Here is a 16949-nt window from a genome sequence, read left to right on the forward strand (position 1 = left end):
CTAATCTCTGCGCGTTCGTCTGCCTTCTGCGACGTATCGTCGCGCCAAAATGGAGTTTCGCTCAAAAAAACGGCCACGCATTGCGTGCAAGGTCGAGGGGGAAGCGCGCCTGACGGACGCATACCAATAACTGGGGGAAACACCAATGAGCACTAGCACTGCGGCCGGTATCAACGCCGCACCGCCTGCGTTCCTGTCCAAGGAACGCATTATCGCCAAGCCCGGCTTCAACCGCTGGCTGGTTCCGCCGGCCGCCCTGGCCATCCACCTGTGCATCGGCATGGCCTACGGCTTCTCGGTGTTCTGGCTGCCGCTGTCCAAGGCGCTGGGCATCACCGCACCGGTCGCCTGTGCGCCGGATATGAGCTTTATCGCTCAGGTCTTCTCGTCCCAATGCGATTGGCCCATCTCCATGCTGGGCTGGATCTACACCCTGTTCTTCATCTTCCTGGGTTGCTCGGCTGCAATCTGGGGCGGCTGGCTGGAACATGCCGGGCCACGCAAGGCCGGTGTTGTCTCGGCGCTGTGCTGGTGCGGTGGCCTGCTGATCTCGGCGTTGGGTATCTATACCCACCAGATCTGGCTGATGTGGATCGGCTCCGGGGTCATTGGCGGTATCGGCCTGGGCCTGGGCTATATCTCGCCCGTGTCCACGCTGATCAAGTGGTTCCCGGACAAACGCGGCATGGCGACCGGCATGGCGATCATGGGCTTCGGTGGCGGCGCGATGGTCGGTGCACCGCTGGCGGCAGCACTGATGGGCCACTTCGCTTCGCCGACCAGCGTGGGCGTATGGCAGAGCTTCCTGGTGATGGCTGCGATCTACTTCGTGTTCATGATCGGTGGCGCATTGTCCTATCGTGTTCCGCCGACCGGCTGGAAGCCTGAGGGCTGGACCGCGCCGGCGAAAAAAGCCAGCAATGCGATGATCACTCACCGTCATGTGCATGTGAACGTGGCGTGGAAAACCCCGCAATTCCGTCTGGTATGGCTGGTGCTGTGCCTGAACGTGTCGGCCGGTATCGGCATCCTAGGCATGGCTTCGCCGCTGCTGCAGGAAGTGTTCGGTGGCAAGTTGCTGGGGCTGGACGTACCGTTCGGTCAGCTGGATGCCGGGCAACTCGCATCGATTGCCGCCATCGCGGCAGGCTTTACCGGCCTGTTGAGCCTGTTCAACATCGGTGGCCGGTTCTTCTGGGCGTCGTTCTCCGACTATCTGGGGCGCAAAAATACCTACTTCGTGTTCTTCGCCCTGGGCTTTGCCCTGTACGCGCTGATCCCGAACCTGGGGCACCTGGGCAACGTGGCACTGTTCGTCGCGGCGTTCTGCATCATCCTGTCGATGTACGGCGGTGGTTTTGCGACGGTCCCGGCTTACCTGGCCGACCTGTTCGGTACGCAAATGGTCGGCGCTATCCACGGCCGCCTGCTGACCGCCTGGGCCGCTGCCGGCGTATTGGGCCCCGTGCTGGTGAACTACCTGCGTGAATATCAGTTGAGCATCGGCGTCGAACGCGCTGCGGCCTATGACATCACCTTGTACATCCTCGCAGGCCTGCTGGTGCTGGGCTTCATCTGCAACCTGCTGGTGCGTCCTGTGGCCGACAAGTACTTCATGACCGACGCCGAACTCGCCGCCGAGCAGGCGCTGGGCCATGACAAAGGCGCCGATGCCAGCACCGTGCTGGAGTGGAAAGCCTCCCCTGGCAGCAAGCCATTGGCGGTCGCCGCCTGGCTGGTAGTGGGCATTCCGTTGGCGTGGGGTGTGTGGGTGACCCTGCAGAAGACCGCAGTACTGTTCCACTAACATTGCAAAACCCTTGTGGGAGGGGGCTTGCCCCCGATAGCGGCGCATCAGTCAATGCATTGTTGACTGACCCACTGCTATCGGGGGCAAGCCCCCTCCCACATTGGTTGTCCAGTGTTCCGGTGGGCTGGGTCCCACATGTATGCACATGTCTATCCCCGACATTCCCCGCTTCAACTCGTCAGTCTTATCCCCTCCGATGTTTCTGTTTAGCGCCCGCGCCCCTATAATGGCTGCCTTTTTCGCCCAATGATTTGCGGAGCTGGTGATGGTCGAACGTATGGCGTCCGTCGAGCGCGACACTCTGGAAACCCAGATCAAAGCCTCGATCAACCTGGATGGCACCGGAAAGGCCCGATTCGATATCGGTGTACCTTTTCTTGAGCACATGCTGGACCAGATCGCCCGTCACGGGCTGATCGACCTGGATATCGTCAGCAAGGGCGACCTGCACATCGACGACCACCACACGGTGGAAGACGTGGGCATCACCCTCGGCCAAGCCTTTGCCAAGGCCATCGGTGACAAAAAAGGCATCCGTCGCTACGGCCACGCCTATGTCCCGCTGGACGAAGCGCTGTCGCGCGTCGTCATCGACTTCTCCGGCCGCCCGGGCCTGCAGATGCACGTGCCCTACACCCGCGCCACCGTGGGCGGCTTCGATGTCGACCTGTTCCAGGAATTCTTCCAGGGTTTCGTCAACCACGCCCTGGTCAGCCTGCACATCGACAACCTGCGCGGCACCAACACTCACCACCAGATCGAAACCGTGTTCAAGGCATTCGGCCGCGCGCTGCGCATGGCCGTCGAGCTGGATGACCGCATGGCCGGGCAAATGCCGTCGACCAAGGGCGTCCTGTAATGCAGACGGTCGCGGTTATCGATTACGGCATGGGCAACCTGCACTCGGTGGCCAAGGCGCTCGAACACGTAGGTGCCGGCAAGGTGCTGATCACCAGCGATGCCAATGTGATTCGCGAAGCCGACCGCGTGGTGTTTCCAGGCGTTGGCGCGATTCGCGATTGCATGGCCGAGATCCGTCGCCTGGGCTTTGACAGCCTGGTGCGCGAAGTCAGCCAGGACCGTCCGTTCCTCGGCATCTGCGTGGGCATGCAAGCCCTGCTCGACAGCAGTGAAGAGAACGGCGGTGTCGACTGCATCGGTCTGTTTCCCGGCCAGGTGAAGTTCTTCGGCAAAGACCTGCATGAAGACGGCGAGCACCTCAAGGTGCCGCACATGGGCTGGAACGAAGTACGTCGCGCGGTGGATCACCCGCTGTGGCACGAGATTCCGGACATGGCGCGCTTCTACTTTGTGCACAGCTATTACATCGCCGCCGGTAATCGGCGCCAAGTGGTGGGTGGCGGGCATTACGGCGTCGATTTTGCCGCCGCGCTGGCCGACGGTTCGCGTTTTGCCGTGCAGTTTCACCCGGAGAAGAGCCATACCCATGGCCTGCAATTGCTGCAGAACTTCGCCGCGTGGGACGGTCGTTGGTAATGGCCAAGAAGCCGAAGCCGCCGATCTTGAACCTCACGCCCGAGCAGGAGCGTGAGGCCACCGAAAAGATCAAGCGATTCATGGAAGACCGCTTCGAGCTCAGGCTGGGCTCGTTCGAGGTCGCCGAGATTCTTGAGCTGTTCACCACCGAAGTGGCGCCGCACTATTACAACAGGGCGATTTTCGATACGCAGACGCTCCTCAAAGAAAGGTTCGAAAGCATCGAAAGCGACCTGTGGTCGCTTGAGAAACCCTGATTTCCCAAGCATTGCTGAATATCGAATAAGGTTTGCCAGATGCTGATTATCCCCGCTATCGATCTCAAGGACGGCGCCTGCGTCCGTCTGCGCCAGGGCCGCATGGAAGATTCCACGGTGTTCTCCGATGACCCGGTGAGCATGGCCGCCAAATGGGTGGAAGGGGGCTGTCGTCGTCTGCATCTGGTGGACTTGAACGGCGCCTTCGAAGGCCAGCCGGTCAACGGCGAAGTGGTCACGGCCATTGCCAGGCGCTACCCGAACCTGCCGATCCAGATTGGTGGCGGTATCCGCTCCCTGGAAACCATCGAGCATTACGTCAAAGCCGGCGTGAGCTACGTGATCATCGGCACCAAGGCCGTGAAAGACCCGGCCTTCGTCGCCGAAGCCTGCCGCGCATTCCCTGGCAAGGTGATCGTCGGCCTGGATGCCAAGGACGGCTTCGTCGCCACCGACGGCTGGGCCGAGATCAGCACCGTGCAGGTGATCGACCTGGCCAAACAGTTCGAAGCCGACGGCGTGTCCGCCATCGTTTATACCGACATCGCCAAAGACGGCATGATGCAGGGCTGCAACGTACCGTTCACCGCCGCGCTGGCCGCTGCGACGAAGATCCCGGTGATCGCTTCCGGCGGCATTCACAACCTGGGTGACATCAAGTCACTGTTGGACGCCAAGGCCCCCGGCATCATCGGTGCCATCACCGGCCGCGCAATCTATGAAGGTACCCTGGACGTCGCCGAAGCCCAGGCTTACTGCGACGCCTACAACGGCTGAGGACTGACCATGGCGCTGGCCAAACGCATCATCCCTTGCCTGGACGTCGACAACGGTCGCGTGGTCAAGGGCGTCAAGTTCGAGAACATCCGTGATGCCGGCGATCCGGTGGAAATCGCCCGTCGCTACGATGAGCAGGGTGCCGACGAGATTACCTTTCTCGACATCACTGCCAGCGTCGACGGCCGCGACACCACCTTGCACACGGTCGAGCGCATGGCCAGCCAGGTGTTTATCCCGCTGACCGTGGGCGGCGGCGTGCGCACTGTGCAGGACATCCGCAACCTGCTCAATGCCGGCGCGGACAAGGTCTCCATCAACACCGCCGCGGTGTTCAACCCCGAGTTCGTCGGCGAAGCGGCGCAGCACTTCGGCTCGCAATGCATCGTGGTGGCCATCGACGCCAAGAAAGTCTCAGGTCCGGGCGAAACCCCGCGCTGGGAGATCTTCACCCACGGCGGGCGCAAACCGACCGGGCTGGACGCGGTGGCGTGGGCGATGAAGATGGAAGCCCTCGGCGCCGGTGAAATCCTGCTGACCAGCATGGATCAGGACGGCATGAAAAACGGCTTCGACCTGGGCGTAACCCGCGCCATCAGCGATGCCCTGGGCATCCCGGTGATCGCCTCCGGTGGTGTCGGCAACCTGCAGCATTTGGCCGATGGCGTCATCGAAGGGCATGCCAGCGCGGTACTGGCGGCAAGTATTTTCCACTTCGGCGAATACACCGTGCCCGAGGCAAAGGCCTACATGGCCGCGCGCGGTATCGTCGTGCGCTAAACGCCGCTGGACAGCATGGCAGGCTCGCGGCACTCTCTGCGCTTGCCATGGATTCCGGTAGCCTTCATGTTCAAACACCTGCTGCTCGCCCTCGCCAGTTCCTCCATGCTCATGGTGGCTACGGCGCACGCCGACGAATCGTCTGACACCCCCCTGGTGCTGCTGACGGAAAATTTTCCGCCCTACAACATGGCGAAAAACGGCAAAAACTTCGCCAGGGACGAGAATATCGAAGGCATCGCCGTGGATATCATGCGCGAGACGTTCAAGCGCGCCGGCATCTCCTACAACCTTACCCTGCGTTTCCCTTGGGAACGAATCTACAAGCTCGCCCTGGAAAAGCCAGGCTATGGCGTATTCGTCATGGCGCGTTTACCCGACCGTGAAGCGCTATTCAAATGGGTCGGCCCTATCGGTCCTGACGACTGGGTGCTGTTGGCCAAGGCTGACAGCAAGATCCAGTTGGATGGCCTGGAGCAGGCGCGCCGCTACAGGATTGGCGCCTACAAAGGTGATGCCATTGCCGAGAGCCTGGACAAGCAAGGGCTCAAGCCGATTGTCGCCTTGCGCGACCAGGACAATGCGCAAAAGCTCATGGAGGGCCAGATCGACCTGTGGGCCACCGGAGATCCTGCCGGTCGTTATCTGGCGCGGCAGGTGGGGGTGAACGGACTCAAGACCGTACTGCGCTTCAACAGTGCGCAGCTGTACCTGGCGTTGAACAGGGATGTGCCGGATGAGGTGGTTGCCAGGCTCCAGGCTGCGCTGGATGAGTTACGCAAAGAAGGCCGTATCGACCAGATCATGGCCAACTATTTGTAGGAGCGAGCTTGCTCGCGAAAAACGTCAACGATAACGCGAGCATCTTGGGTACGCGCGGCGTTCTCAGGTTTTTCGCGAGCGAGCTCGCTCCTACAGGATGGGGATATCGTCAGCGATAGATGCCGTTTTTGCCGTGGGCACTCATGGCCTGATTGCTGCGCACACTGATCATCAACTTGATATCGATCCACTCCACACCCTGCGCCTTGAGCTTGGGCAATTCGCGCTCCAGCACCGCCAGGGTCTGAGGGTAAGGGTGCCCGATCATCACCGCCGAACCCTGCTTATGCGCCAGCTTGATGGCGGTTTGCAACTGCGTGGTAATCGCTGCCTCGGTGCGTTCGTCATCCAGGAACACATCCCGCGAAACATGCGCCAAACCGATCTTCTGCGCCTCGGCCGCAGCGACCGTTTGCGCACTGGTACGGCTGTCCACAAAGAACTTGTGACGCCTCTGCAGCTCGCCCATTAACCACGCCATCGCCTGCGGCTGGGCGGTCATGCGGCTGCCCATATGGTTATTGATGCCGGCGGTGTAGGGCACGGCCTCGAAGGCGGCGTCCAGGCGCTTGCCCAGTTCTTCGATGGACAGCTCGGGGTGCCAGGCGAACGGGCCGGTGGCCGGGTCCATGGGCATGTGCAGGATCACGATCTTTCCGGCCTTGTGGGCCTCGCGGGCGAATTCGGCGGCGTGGGGTGTGTCGGGCATGATCGCGGTGGTGACCGGCCCAGGCAGGGCCAGCACGCGACGATCCCTGGGCAGGTTTTGTCCCAGGTCGTCGATGATCAGGGTGAGATAGGCCTTGTGCGGCTCGCCGGCCGGCGTCGCGTGCGCGAATCCGGCCAGGCTGCACAACACAGCGACAATCAGCGCGACACGCATATCAACGGCTGCGCGTGATGCTCAGGCCCTTGAGCAGGCTCAGCGCCTGGGCCAACTGGTAATCGTCGTCCTGCGGCATCGGCTTGGCTTTGGCGCCGCTGCCGGTCGGCTGGTCGGCGCCGCCGTTGCCATTGCCCAGGTGGCCTTGCAGATCCGCTTCCTTGTAGTACTCGCTGTCGATCTCGTTGGTGATCTTGGCCTTGCGCACTTCGATGTCCGGCACAATGCCCTGGGCCTGGATCGAGCGACCATTGGGCGTGTAGTACAACGCCGTCGTGATCTTCAGCGCACGCTCGTTATTGAGCGGCAATACGGTTTGCACCGAGCCTTTACCGAAAGTCGTGGTGCCCATCAGCACACCGCGCTTCTGGTCCTGCAGGGCGCCGGCGACGATCTCCGACGCCGAGGCGCTGCCGCCGTTGATCAGCACAGCCAGCGGCACGTTCTCGCTCAGATCGTTGCCGGTGGCCGAGAAGCGCAGCTCGGAATTGGCGATACGGCCCTTGGTGTAGACGATCAGGCCCTTGGTGATGAAGTGGTCGACCACCTCCACCGCCGACTGCAACACACCGCCCGGGTTGTTACGCAGGTCGAGCACGATGCCGTTGAGCTTCTTGCCGTTGTCCTTGCGCAGCTTGGCCAGGGCCTTGGCCACTTCGTCGCCGGTCTTGACCTGGAACTGGGTGATACGGATGTAGCCGTAGCCCGACTCCAGCAACTGGCTCTTCACGCTCTTGACCACGATGGTGGAGCGGGTCAGCGTCACGTCGAACGGATTGCCGCCGTCGCGCACCAGTGTCAGGGTGATTTTCTGGCCGATCTTGCCGCGCATCTTGTCGACGGCTTCGGTCATGGTCTGGCCGCGAGTCGGCTGGCCGTTGATCTTGACGATAAAGTCACCGGCCTGGATGCCGGCCTTGGATGCCGGGGTGTCGTCGATTGGCGATACAACCTTAATATTGCCGTCTTCGGAGCCGACCTCAATGCCCAGGCCACCGAACTCGCCGCTGGTGCTTTCCTGCAGTTCGGCGAAATCTTCCGGGCCCAGGTAGGCAGAGTGCGGGTCGAGGTTGCTGAGCATGCCCTTGATGGCATTTTCCAGCAGGGTCTTGTCGTCTACGGGTTCGACATAGGCTGCCTTGATCCGGTCCATGACCTCGGCAAAGGTGCGCAGCTCGTCCAGCGGCAAAGGCGCCTTGGTGGTCGCAGCGGTCGCGGCGGGAACGGCCTGGTCGGCAAAAGCCAGAGGCGCGCCGATCACCAGGGCGATCGTCAGGGCCAGCGAAGTGAGGCGGGACAAATGCAGCATGTCGAACGAACTCCTAATGTAGATGCAATCCTATCCTTGGGATCGGCACCATTGTGCAGGGTCGCTCGGGCGACCCTGCTGACGAATAGCGAAGTACAGCGCCGGGGTGTCCTGGCCACCACTGTTACCGACAGTGGAGATGGATTCACCGGCTTTTACCACATCACCTGCCGACTTGAGTAACGTCTGATTGTGGCCGTAAAGGCTCAAATAGCCATTACCGTGGTCAAGAATCACCAGCAGACCGGCCCCGCGCAGCCAATCGGCAAACACCACGCGCCCGCCGTGCACGGCGTGCACCTGGCTGCCCGCAGAGGCGCTGATCATCACACCGTCCCACTTGGCACGGGTGTCATCGCCACGGGCTTCTCCAAAGCGTGCAAGTAATCGACCATCAACCGGCCATGGAAGTTTGCCCCGTGCTGAAGCAAAGGGCCCGCCGAACGACTCGCCGCTGCTGGAAACCAGCGGGCCAGGCGCTGCATGCGCCGGTTTGCGCGGGGCTGGCGCATCGCTGGTGGCAGCCAGTTCGGCCTCACGCTGGCGCTTTTTTTCGGCTTCCTGCTGGGCGATCAGCGCTTTTTGCCGCGCTTCTTCGGCCTCGCGTGCCTGGCGCGCCAGGGTTTCTTCGATGGTCTTGAGCACTTTGGCCAGGTCGGCCTGGTCCTGCTCGCGGGCTTGCAGCTTGGCGTCGCGGGCTTTTACGTCATCGTTGAGCTTGGCCAGGGCTTGCTGGCGTTCCTTGCGGACCTTGTCGAGTTCGTTGCGCTGGGTGTCGAGCGCAGTCTTCTGGTCGAGCAACTGTGCCTGCTGATCATTGATCTCCTGCTCGACATTGGCCAATTGGCGCAGCGTTTCGTTAAAGCCCTTCAACTGCGCCAGGCGCGCCTGGCTCAGGTAGTCGTAATAGGTGAGGGTGCGGGCGAATTTTTCCGGGTTCTGCTGGTTGAGCAGCAGCTTGAGGTATTCCTGGCGGCCGCTTTGGTAGGCGGCACGGGCCTGGATCGCGATCAGGCGTTGCTGCTCAACGCGTGCGCTCTGGAGTTTTTTTTTCTCAGCGTCGAGTCGCTCCAGTTCCGACTCGCTCTTCTTTAATTCTTTTTGCAGCTCCTGGACCTGCTTCTCCAGCTTGCCCATTTCGGTTTCCGTGCCGCGCAGGTCTTTCTGCACGCCGGATTTTTCTTCCTGGAGCTTGCCGAGCAGTTTTTTCAGCTCGGTAATGTCCTGACGCGTAGCGTCCAACTGTTGTTGGGTTTGTGCGCGCTCATCGGCAAATGCCGGTTGGAGCAGGCAGACAAGAGCGAGGGTAATCAAGGCGCGAAGCATAGAGGCGGGCGACACCAGGGGAAAGGGACGGCCTAGTATGCCCGCCAAGCGCTGCAAAAAAAACGTCCAATTGGCGCTGGCGAGCAAGATAGGTGCCGAGTGGCGGTGGTATGGCAAAAAGATATCTTCCAAACACCGAAGGGCCAATGTGGGAGGGGGCTTGCCCCCGATAGCGATGGACCAGTCACATAAGTGTTGACTGACACTCCGTCATCGGGGGCAAGCCCCCTCCCACATTGGATCTACCGTGTTGTTCAGATCAGACCAGAATTGAGGTCCCGGTCATTTCCTTCGGCTTTTCCAGCCCCATCAGCATCAGCATGGTCGGCGCCACATCCGCCAGTACGCCGCCGTTACGCACTTTGAAATCGCGCTTGCCGACGTAGATGAACGGCACCGGCTCGGTGGTGTGGGCTGTGTGGGCCTGGCCGGTGGACTCGTCGGACATCTGCTCGCAGTTGCCGTGGTCGGCGGTGATCAGCGCTTCGCCACCGACTTTGTCCAGGGCGTCGACGATGCGGCCCACGCACAGGTCCAGGCATTCCACGGCCTGGGTGGCCGCTTCCAGGTTGCCGCTGTGGCCGACCATGTCGCCGTTGGCGTAGTTGACCACGATCACGTCATAACGCTGGTGCTCGATGGCGTCGACGATCTTGTCGGTGACTTCCGGTGCGCTCATTTCCGGTTGCAGGTCGTAGGTGGCGACTTTTGGCGATGGGATCAGGATGCGCTCTTCGCCGGGGAACGGTTCCTCACGCCCACCGGAGAAGAAGAAGGTCACGTGGGCATATTTTTCGGTTTCGGCGATGCGCAGTTGTGTCTTGCCGTTTTTCGCCAGGTAATCGCCCAGCACGTTTTCCAGGCTGCCCGGGGCGAACGCCGACGGGGCCGGGATGTTGGCGGCGTATTGGGTGAGCATCACAAACTCGACTTTCGGCTGGCGTGCGCGTTCGAAGTCCTTGAAGCCGTCATCGACAAATACATGGCTCAGCTCGCGGGCACGGTCGGCGCGGAAGTTCATGAACACCATGGCGTCGCCGTCTTCGACTTTCACCGGTTCACCGATGGTGGTGGCCTTGACGAATTCATCGCTCTCGCCACGGGCGTAGGCGGCTTCCAGGCCTTGCTGGGCGGTAGGGGCGTTGAATTCGGCCTGGCCGTCGACGATCAGGTTGTAGGCCTGGGCCACGCGGTCCCAGCGGTTGTCGCGGTCCATCGCAAAGTAACGGCCCACCAGGCTGGCGATGCGGCCTTTGCCCAGGGCGGCGAAGGTGGCGTCCAGCAGTTCGATGGACGACTGCGCGCTTTTGGGCGGGGTGTCGCGACCGTCAAGGAAGGCATGCAGGTAAATCTTGTCGGCGCCGCGCTTGAAGGCCAGTTCGGCCATGGCGATCAGGTGGTCCTGATGGCTGTGTACGCCGCCATCCGAGAGCAGGCCCATGAAGTGCACGGCCTTGCCGGCGGCGACGGCTTTATCTACCGCTGCGCAGATGGTCGGGTTTTCGAAAAACTCGCCATCGCGGATCGCTTTGGTCACGCGGGTGAAGTCCTGATAGACCACTCGTCCGGCGCCGAGATTCATGTGGCCGACTTCCGAGTTACCCATTTGGCCGTCCGGCAGGCCCACGTCCATGCCGGAACCGGAAATCAAACCGTTGGGCACGGTGGCGGTGAGGCGGTCCAGCACAGGCTTGCGAGCAGCGTACACCGCGTTGTCGTGGTGGCTTTCACTGTGTCCGAAGCCATCGAGAATTATCAGGACCAAAGGTTTAGGCGTGGTAGTCATAGATCCTCTCGCGGCGGTAATAAAGGAAGGCAATGGAAAAGTGAGTGGCAGTTTAAAGCGAAGTTCCAACCGCGTCACCGCTTTACGGGGGTTGGCCGCCCCCGGCGGCTGTGTATACTTACCGCCATTTTAACGCCCTGGAACCTCCTTGATGGTTGATCACCTGATTGCATTTGCCACTGCCCACTATCTGCTCGTGGGTGCCTTCGTCATCCTGCTGGCGCTGCTGATCGCTCACGAATTGAGCCGTGGTGGCCGCAGCCTGAGCACATCGGAGCTGACCGCGCTGGTCAACAAGGATGAAGCCGTTGTCGTGGATATTCGCCCGGCCAAGGATTTCGCCACCGGCCATATCGTCGGTGCCTTGAACATTCCCCAGGACAAGCTGATCGCGCGCCTGGCCGAACTGGAAAAATACAAGGCCAAGACCATTATCCTGGTCGACGCCCAAGGCCAGCACTCCGGCACGCACGCCCGCGAGATGCTCAAGTCCGGTTTCACCGCCGCCAAGCTGTCCGGTGGCATCAGCAGCTGGCGTGGCGATAACCTGCCGTTGGTGAAGTGATATGAGCCAGGTTGTCGTGTATTCCAGCGATTATTGCCCTTATTGCATTCGAGCCAAGCAGTTGCTCCAGAGCAAGAAGGTCGCCTTCGAAGAGATCAAGGTCGACGGCAAGCCTCAAGTGCGCGCCGAAATGGCCCAGAAAGCCGGCCGCACATCGGTGCCGCAGATCTGGATCGGCGCCAGGCATATCGGTGGCTGCGACGACCTGATGGCTTTGGAGCGCGCCGGTAAACTCGATGGGCTGCTGTCCGCCTAACCCCTAAAGACCCCAAGATAAAGAAGGATCTGCGATGACTGATCAACCGAACACCGAAGCAGCGCAAGACCAAGGCCCACAGTTTTCGCTGCAGCGCATCTATGTGCGCGACCTGTCGTTCGAAGCGCCGAAAAGCCCGGCGATCTTTCGCCAGGAATGGACCCCAAGCGTCGCGCTCGACCTGAACACCCGCCAGAAAGCCCTGGAAGGCGACTTCCACGAAGTCGTGCTGACCCTGTCGGTCACCGTCAAGAATGGCGAAGAAGTAGCCTTCATCGCTGAAGTGCAGCAGGCCGGCATCTTCCTGATCCAGGGCCTGGACGAAGCGTCCATGAGCCACACCCTGGGCGCGTTCTGCCCGAACATCCTGTTCCCGTATGCCCGCGAGACCCTGGACAGCCTGGTCACCCGTGGCTCGTTCCCGGCACTGATGCTGGCACCGGTGAACTTCGATGCCCTGTACGCCCAAGAGCTGCAGCGCATGCAACAGGAAGGCTCGTCGACGGTTCAGTAAGTCGATGCGGTAAAAAATGTGGGAGGGGGCTTGCCCCCGATAGCGGTGTATCAGCCAGCATATCTGTAGCTGACCCACCGCAATCGGGGGCAAGCCCCCTCCCACATTTGCTATCTGGTGTTATTTGAAGCCAAGTTGGCGCCAGCCTTCGTAGACGGCGACGGCTACGGTGTTGGACAGGTTCAGGCTGCGGCAGCCCTCGCGCATCGGCAAGCGCAGGCGATGGCCATCCGGCAGGGCGTCGAGGACGTCGGCCGGCAGGCCGCGGCTCTCCGGGCCGAACAGAAACGCGTCGCCCTCGGCAAAGCTGGCATCATGAAACGGCCGCGAGCCCTTGGTGGTGAAGGCGAACAGGCGTGGCTGGCCCAGGCTTTCCAGGCAGCTGGCCAGGTCGGCATGGCGCTGCAGGGTAGCGTACTCGTGGTAGTCCAACCCGGCGCGGCGCAGGCGTTTGTCGTCCATGTCGAAGCCCAGCGGTTCGATCAAATGCAGGTGGCAGCCACTGTTGGCGCACAGCCTGATAACGTTGCCGGTATTCGGCGGAATTTCTGGTTGAAAAAGGATGACGTGAAACATGCACGGCTCCGAAGGCAAAGATGCGCTGCATTCTACCCCCGAAGACGACCCGAGGCCGAAGCTATTGCCCAGGGTATTGGGCTCTTTGGCGATCGTCGGCTTGATGGTGGGCTTGATGATTGGTCGCCTGACCACTGCGGAACCGGTCGAGCTGCAGCAGGTAGAGCCTGCTGCGGATGGTCTGGTGGCGTGGTTCAACCGCGAGCCCAAGTTGCACGGCGAGCATATCGACGGCACCGTGGCGCTGCTGTTCGATGCGCAGGGCAAGGCCGCTGGCGGGCAGCTCAAGGTCAATGACAAGGTTGTGAACTGGCGCGTGCGCAAGACCGACGGCGGTTTGCTGCTCAACCTGGTGGCGGCGCGGCCATTGCGTGGGGAGTGGAAAGGCCAGGAGGTCGATGACCGCTGGCGGCTGGAGGTCCATCTCCAGGAGCAATAAAAGAGGGAGTTCCCGGCCTGCCTGTACCAGGGCTCCCAAAACGGGGTGAAGCCAGAGGCTTCGGTGTTAAAGAGGGGATTCTCGGCCTGCCTGTACCAAGGTCCCCGAAACTGGGTTGTGCCTGGGTTATTGCAGGGCGCGTGCCAGAGTTTGCAATTGGCGCGGTAAAAGATTGCAAGAAAGCGCAAAGCCGCGGAATCCGGGGCTTTGGTGGTTTCAACTTTCAAGAATTTTTTAGCAATAGCGATCTTTCAGGTTTCAAGTCAGTGCCCAATGCCGGTTCATGGTGCATTGAAGCAGTGCACAACCTTCAAATTTTGTGACGATCCAAATGTGGGAGGGGGCTTGCCCCCGATAGCGGTGTATCAGCCAGCCTATCTGTAGCTGACCCACCGCAATCGGGGGCAAGCCCCCTCCCACATTGGTTTTCAGTGAATTAGAAAGCGGTGATCAGGCGTCGTCGCCTTCGTCGTCATCCCCGCCATCCACCTTCATCCCCAGCTCCTTGATCTTGCGCGTCAGGGTATTGCGCCCCCAGCCCAGCAGCACGGCGGCATCGCGACGGCGGCCGGCGGTGTGCTTGAGCGCGGTCTCGATCATGATCCGCTCGAACGCCGGCACGGCGCTGTCGAGCAGGTTTGACTGGCCGCGTGCCAGGGCCTGGTCGGCCCATTGGCGCAGCGCCTGTTCCCAGTTGGTCACCGGGGCCGAGTCCTGCGGCAGGCTCAGCAGCTCCGGCGGCAAGTCACTGATATGCACTTCGCGCCCGGACGCCATTACCGTGATCCAGCGGCAGGTGTTCTCCAGCTGGCGCACATTGCCCGGCCACGGCAGGTTCTTGAGGTATTCCTCGGTCTCGCTCTTGAGCAGCTTGGGCTCCACGGCCAGCTCCAGGGCGGCGCGGCTGAGGAAGTGGCGGGCGAGGGTGGGGATGTCTTCGCGGCGGTCCGACATGCGCGGGATGTGGATGCGGATCACGTTGAGGCGGTGGAACAAGTCTTCACGGAATTTGCCGGCCTGCACCAGGGTTTCCAGGTTCTGGTGCGTGGCCGCGATGATGCGTACATCCACCTTGACCGGTGTATGCCCACCGACGCGATAGAACTCGCCGTCGGCCAGCACGCGCAGCAAGCGGGTCTGGGTATCGGCCGGCATGTCGCCGATTTCATCGAGGAACAGGGTGCCGCCGTCGGCCTGTTCAAAGCGCCCGCGACGCAGATTGGCCGCGCCGGTGAACGCGCCTTTTTCATGGCCGAACAGCTCGGACTCCATCAAGTCCTTGGGGATTGCGGCCATGTTCAGCGCGATGAACGGCGAGGCTGCACGAGGGCTGTGACGGTGCAGGGCGTGCGCCACCAACTCCTTGCCGGTACCCGACTCGCCGTTGATCAGCACGGTGATGTTGGAGTGGCTCAAGCGCCCGATGGCGCGAAACACTTCCTGCATCGCTGGCGCTTCGCCGATGATTTCCGGGGTACGGGTCAGGGCCGGCGGGGCTTCCTGGTTCTGTTGCTCCTGGGCGTGCTGGTTGGCGCGCTTGACCAGCGCCACCGCCTCATCCACGTCGAACGGCTTGGGCAGGTACTCAAAGGCGCCGCCCTGGTAGGACGCGACAGCGCTGTCCAGGTCCGAGTGCGCCGTCATGATGATCACCGGCAGGCGCGGGTGCTGTTCACGGATCCGCGCCAAAAGGTCCAGGCCGCTGGCGCCGGGCATGCGGATATCGGAGATGATTACGTCCGGCTGCTGGCGCGCCAGGCGGCTCATCACGCCGTCGGCGCTGTCGAAGCTCTGGGTGGTCATGCCTTCCTGTTGCAAGGCTTTCTCCAGGACCCAGCGGATAGAACGGTCGTCATCGACGATCCAGACAGTTTCACTACGGCTCATGTCGTGGGGGCTCCTTGTTCCAATGGCAGGAAGATCGAGAACGTGGTGTGGCCGGGATGGCTCTCACATTCGATCAGGCCCTGGTGCTGGCTGATGATGTTCTGGGTAATGGCCAGGCCCAGCCCGGTACCGTCCGGGCGGCCGCTGACCATGGGGAAGAAGATGGTTTCCTGCAGTTCGGCCGGGATGCCCGGGCCGTTGTCGATGATCTCGACCTTGGTCACCAGGCGATGGCGTACATGGCCGATGGTGAACTGGCGCAGGGCGCGGGTGCGCAGACTGATGCGGCCCAGGCGCAACTCGTTCTGGCTGCTGATGGCCTGCATGGCGTTGCGCACGATATTGAGCACCGCCTGGATCATCTGCTCGCGGTCGATCAACACGTCGGGAATGCTCGGGTCGTAGTCGCGCACCAGGGTGATGCAGCCCTGGCTTTCGGCCTCGACCAGTTGGCAGACGCGCTCCAGCACTTCGTGCACGTTGGTCATGGCCAGGGACGGCAGCTTGTTGGAGCCGAGCATGCGGTCCACCAGGTTGCGCAGGCGGTCGGCCTCTTCGATGATGACGTTGGTGTAGTCCTTGAGATGCTCCTCCGGCAGTTCGCGGGCCAGCAACTGCGCCGCGCCGCGAATGCCGCCCAGGGGGTTCTTGATCTCATGGGCCAGGCCGCGCACCAGCATCTTGCTGGTTTCCTGCTTGGACAGCTGCGCTTCTTCCTTGGTGATGCGCAGCAGGCGGTCGCGCGGGTGCACTTCAAGCAGCAGCAGGGTGGCGCCATTGCTCAGGATCGGCGTCACCGCGTAGTCGACGGTCAACGTCTGACCGGTCAGGGCGGTGAGCATCGCTTCGCGCTTGGTGAACGGGTGCGCCTGCTCCACGGCCTGGCGCAACGAACTCAAGGCTTCGGCCGACTCGGTGAACAATTCGCTGATGAACTGCCCATGGCTGCGCTGACCGCTGATGGCCAGGAGCATTTCCGCCGCCGGGTTCATGTACTCAAGGCGCAGGTCGGCATTGAGCAGGATGGTCGCGGTGGTCAGGTTGTCGAGTAACAAACGGTGCAGTGCATCGCTGATGGTCATCGGGACCTCTTTTGGAGCAAGGCGCAGGCTTGAGGCACACGCTGATACAAGGAAAATGCAAAAACCAAACCAAGGCTCCGAAAAGAAGCGTTAAAGCCCTGAAATAGGGAGTTTTGGCACGAAACTGTGGCGTTCTGCCAGCTTAAGCGGGAAGTTTCGAACCAAAATGGGCTGGACAACTGCGCAGGGTGCAGGCTATCGCACCAATATAGTGCGGTTTTGTGAAGGTTGTTCAGGAAGGTGCCAGAGACGGCCCTGAATGCATACAGTCCAAGTGTGGGAGGGGGCTTGCCCCCGATTGCGGTGGGTCAGTCACATAAATGTCCACTGACACTCCGCCATCGGGGGCAAGCCCCCTCCCACATTTTTTAATCGGTTTCCAG

At 61.5% G+C, this 16949-nt stretch carries 18 protein-coding genes; 11 read left to right on the top strand and 7 right to left on the bottom strand.

Features of this window, described 5'->3' with window-relative positions; translation table 11 throughout:
- Nucleotides 1-145: 145 nt before the first annotated feature.
- The 7 genes from MRY17_RS01570 (at nucleotide 146) to MRY17_RS01600 (ending at nucleotide 5943) form a co-directional block, all read left to right on the top strand.
- Nucleotides 146-1807, top strand: a complete 1662-nt coding sequence (locus MRY17_RS01570) for an OFA family MFS transporter (RefSeq protein ID WP_065950073.1) — start codon at nucleotides 146-148, stop codon at nucleotides 1805-1807.
- Nucleotides 1808-2075: 268 nt separating this feature from the next.
- Entirely contained in the window at nucleotides 2076-2669 is a 594-nt protein-coding gene (gene hisB, locus MRY17_RS01575) for an imidazoleglycerol-phosphate dehydratase HisB (RefSeq protein WP_003237513.1), read from the top strand.
- Nucleotides 2669-3307, top strand: coding sequence for an imidazole glycerol phosphate synthase subunit HisH (gene hisH / locus MRY17_RS01580; protein WP_181282904.1), 639 nt, complete (start codon nucleotides 2669-2671; stop codon nucleotides 3305-3307). The genes hisB and hisH overlap by 1 nt, the downstream gene beginning before the upstream one ends.
- The gene (locus tag MRY17_RS01585) at nucleotides 3307-3564 is read left to right on the top strand and encodes a DUF2164 domain-containing protein (RefSeq protein WP_191952687.1); all 258 of its coding nucleotides are present in this window, start codon (nucleotides 3307-3309) and stop codon (nucleotides 3562-3564) included. The genes hisH and MRY17_RS01585 overlap by 1 nt, the downstream gene beginning before the upstream one ends.
- A gap of 39 nt (nucleotides 3565-3603) precedes the next feature.
- Nucleotides 3604-4341 (top strand): 1-(5-phosphoribosyl)-5-[(5-phosphoribosylamino)methylideneamino]imidazole-4-carboxamide isomerase, encoded by a 738-nt coding sequence (hisA, locus tag MRY17_RS01590; protein ID WP_065885760.1) that lies wholly within the window; start codon nucleotides 3604-3606, stop codon nucleotides 4339-4341.
- 9 nt (nucleotides 4342-4350) lie between these two features.
- Nucleotides 4351-5121, top strand: a complete 771-nt coding sequence (gene hisF / locus MRY17_RS01595) for an imidazole glycerol phosphate synthase subunit HisF (RefSeq protein WP_191952688.1) — start codon at nucleotides 4351-4353, stop codon at nucleotides 5119-5121.
- Between the two features lie 66 nt (nucleotides 5122-5187).
- Nucleotides 5188-5943, top strand: coding sequence for a substrate-binding periplasmic protein (locus MRY17_RS01600; protein ID WP_191952689.1), 756 nt, complete (start codon nucleotides 5188-5190; stop codon nucleotides 5941-5943).
- Nucleotides 5944-6052: 109 nt separating this feature from the next.
- On the opposite strand, the gene MRY17_RS01605 is transcribed toward MRY17_RS01600, so the two are convergent.
- The 4 genes from MRY17_RS01605 to gpmI all read right to left on the bottom strand — a co-directional run bounded on the left by MRY17_RS01605 (nucleotide 6053) and on the right by gpmI (nucleotide 11247).
- The gene (locus MRY17_RS01605; protein ID WP_181282900.1) at nucleotides 6053-6826 is read right to left on the bottom strand and encodes a divergent polysaccharide deacetylase family protein; all 774 of its coding nucleotides are present in this window, start codon (nucleotides 6824-6826) and stop codon (nucleotides 6053-6055) included.
- Nucleotide 6827: 1 nt separating this feature from the next.
- Nucleotides 6828-8135, bottom strand: coding sequence for a S41 family peptidase (locus MRY17_RS01610; protein ID WP_065885757.1), 1308 nt, complete (start codon nucleotides 8133-8135; stop codon nucleotides 6828-6830).
- Nucleotides 8136-8165: 30 nt separating this feature from the next.
- Entirely contained in the window at nucleotides 8166-9461 is a 1296-nt protein-coding gene (locus MRY17_RS01615) for a murein hydrolase activator EnvC family protein (RefSeq protein WP_124431144.1), read from the bottom strand.
- A 259-nt stretch (nucleotides 9462-9720) separates the two neighbouring features.
- Nucleotides 9721-11247 carry a 2,3-bisphosphoglycerate-independent phosphoglycerate mutase gene (gene gpmI, locus MRY17_RS01620; RefSeq protein WP_124356634.1) on the bottom strand — a complete coding sequence of 509 codons (1527 nt, stop codon included), beginning with the start codon at nucleotides 11245-11247 and terminating at the stop codon, nucleotides 9721-9723.
- 151 nt (nucleotides 11248-11398) lie between these two features.
- On the opposite strand from gpmI, the gene MRY17_RS01625 reads away from it, so the two are divergent.
- Genes MRY17_RS01625 through secB form a run of 3 tightly spaced genes read left to right on the top strand, consistent with a single transcriptional unit; the run spans nucleotide 11399 to nucleotide 12582 of the window.
- On the top strand, nucleotides 11399-11812 hold the full coding sequence (locus MRY17_RS01625; protein WP_124356635.1) for a rhodanese-like domain-containing protein: 414 nt from the start codon (nucleotides 11399-11401) through the stop codon (nucleotides 11810-11812).
- A 1-nt stretch (nucleotide 11813) separates the two neighbouring features.
- Nucleotides 11814-12068 carry a glutaredoxin 3 gene (gene grxC, locus MRY17_RS01630; protein ID WP_181282898.1) on the top strand — a complete coding sequence of 85 codons (255 nt, stop codon included), beginning with the start codon at nucleotides 11814-11816 and terminating at the stop codon, nucleotides 12066-12068.
- A gap of 34 nt (nucleotides 12069-12102) precedes the next feature.
- Entirely contained in the window at nucleotides 12103-12582 is a 480-nt protein-coding gene (secB, locus tag MRY17_RS01635) for a protein-export chaperone SecB (RefSeq protein ID WP_057724496.1), read from the top strand.
- Nucleotides 12583-12702: 120 nt separating this feature from the next.
- Here the strand turns inward: secB and MRY17_RS01640 are convergent, their stop codons facing one another.
- Nucleotides 12703-13158 carry a tRNA (cytidine(34)-2'-O)-methyltransferase gene (locus MRY17_RS01640; RefSeq protein WP_057724495.1) on the bottom strand — a complete coding sequence of 152 codons (456 nt, stop codon included), beginning with the start codon at nucleotides 13156-13158 and terminating at the stop codon, nucleotides 12703-12705.
- Here MRY17_RS01640 and MRY17_RS01645 point away from each other — a divergent pair.
- Nucleotides 13157-13597, top strand: coding sequence for a hypothetical protein (locus MRY17_RS01645; protein ID WP_243353176.1), 441 nt, complete (start codon nucleotides 13157-13159; stop codon nucleotides 13595-13597). The two genes, MRY17_RS01640 and MRY17_RS01645, sit on opposite strands and share 2 nt — an antisense overlap.
- Before the next feature lie 450 nt (nucleotides 13598-14047).
- On the opposite strand, the gene ntrC is transcribed toward MRY17_RS01645, so the two are convergent.
- Nucleotides 14048-15484, bottom strand: a complete 1437-nt coding sequence (ntrC, locus tag MRY17_RS01650) for a nitrogen regulation protein NR(I) (RefSeq protein WP_181282896.1) — start codon at nucleotides 15482-15484, stop codon at nucleotides 14048-14050.
- Entirely contained in the window at nucleotides 15481-16566 is a 1086-nt protein-coding gene (gene glnL / locus MRY17_RS01655) for a nitrogen regulation protein NR(II) (protein ID WP_005783937.1), read from the bottom strand. The genes ntrC and glnL overlap by 4 nt, the downstream gene beginning before the upstream one ends.
- Nucleotides 16567-16949 lie beyond the last annotated feature (383 nt).

The sequence above is a fragment of the Pseudomonas orientalis genome, assembly GCF_022807995.1.
GTDB classification, from domain to species: Bacteria; Pseudomonadota; Gammaproteobacteria; order Pseudomonadales; family Pseudomonadaceae; genus Aquipseudomonas; species Aquipseudomonas orientalis_B.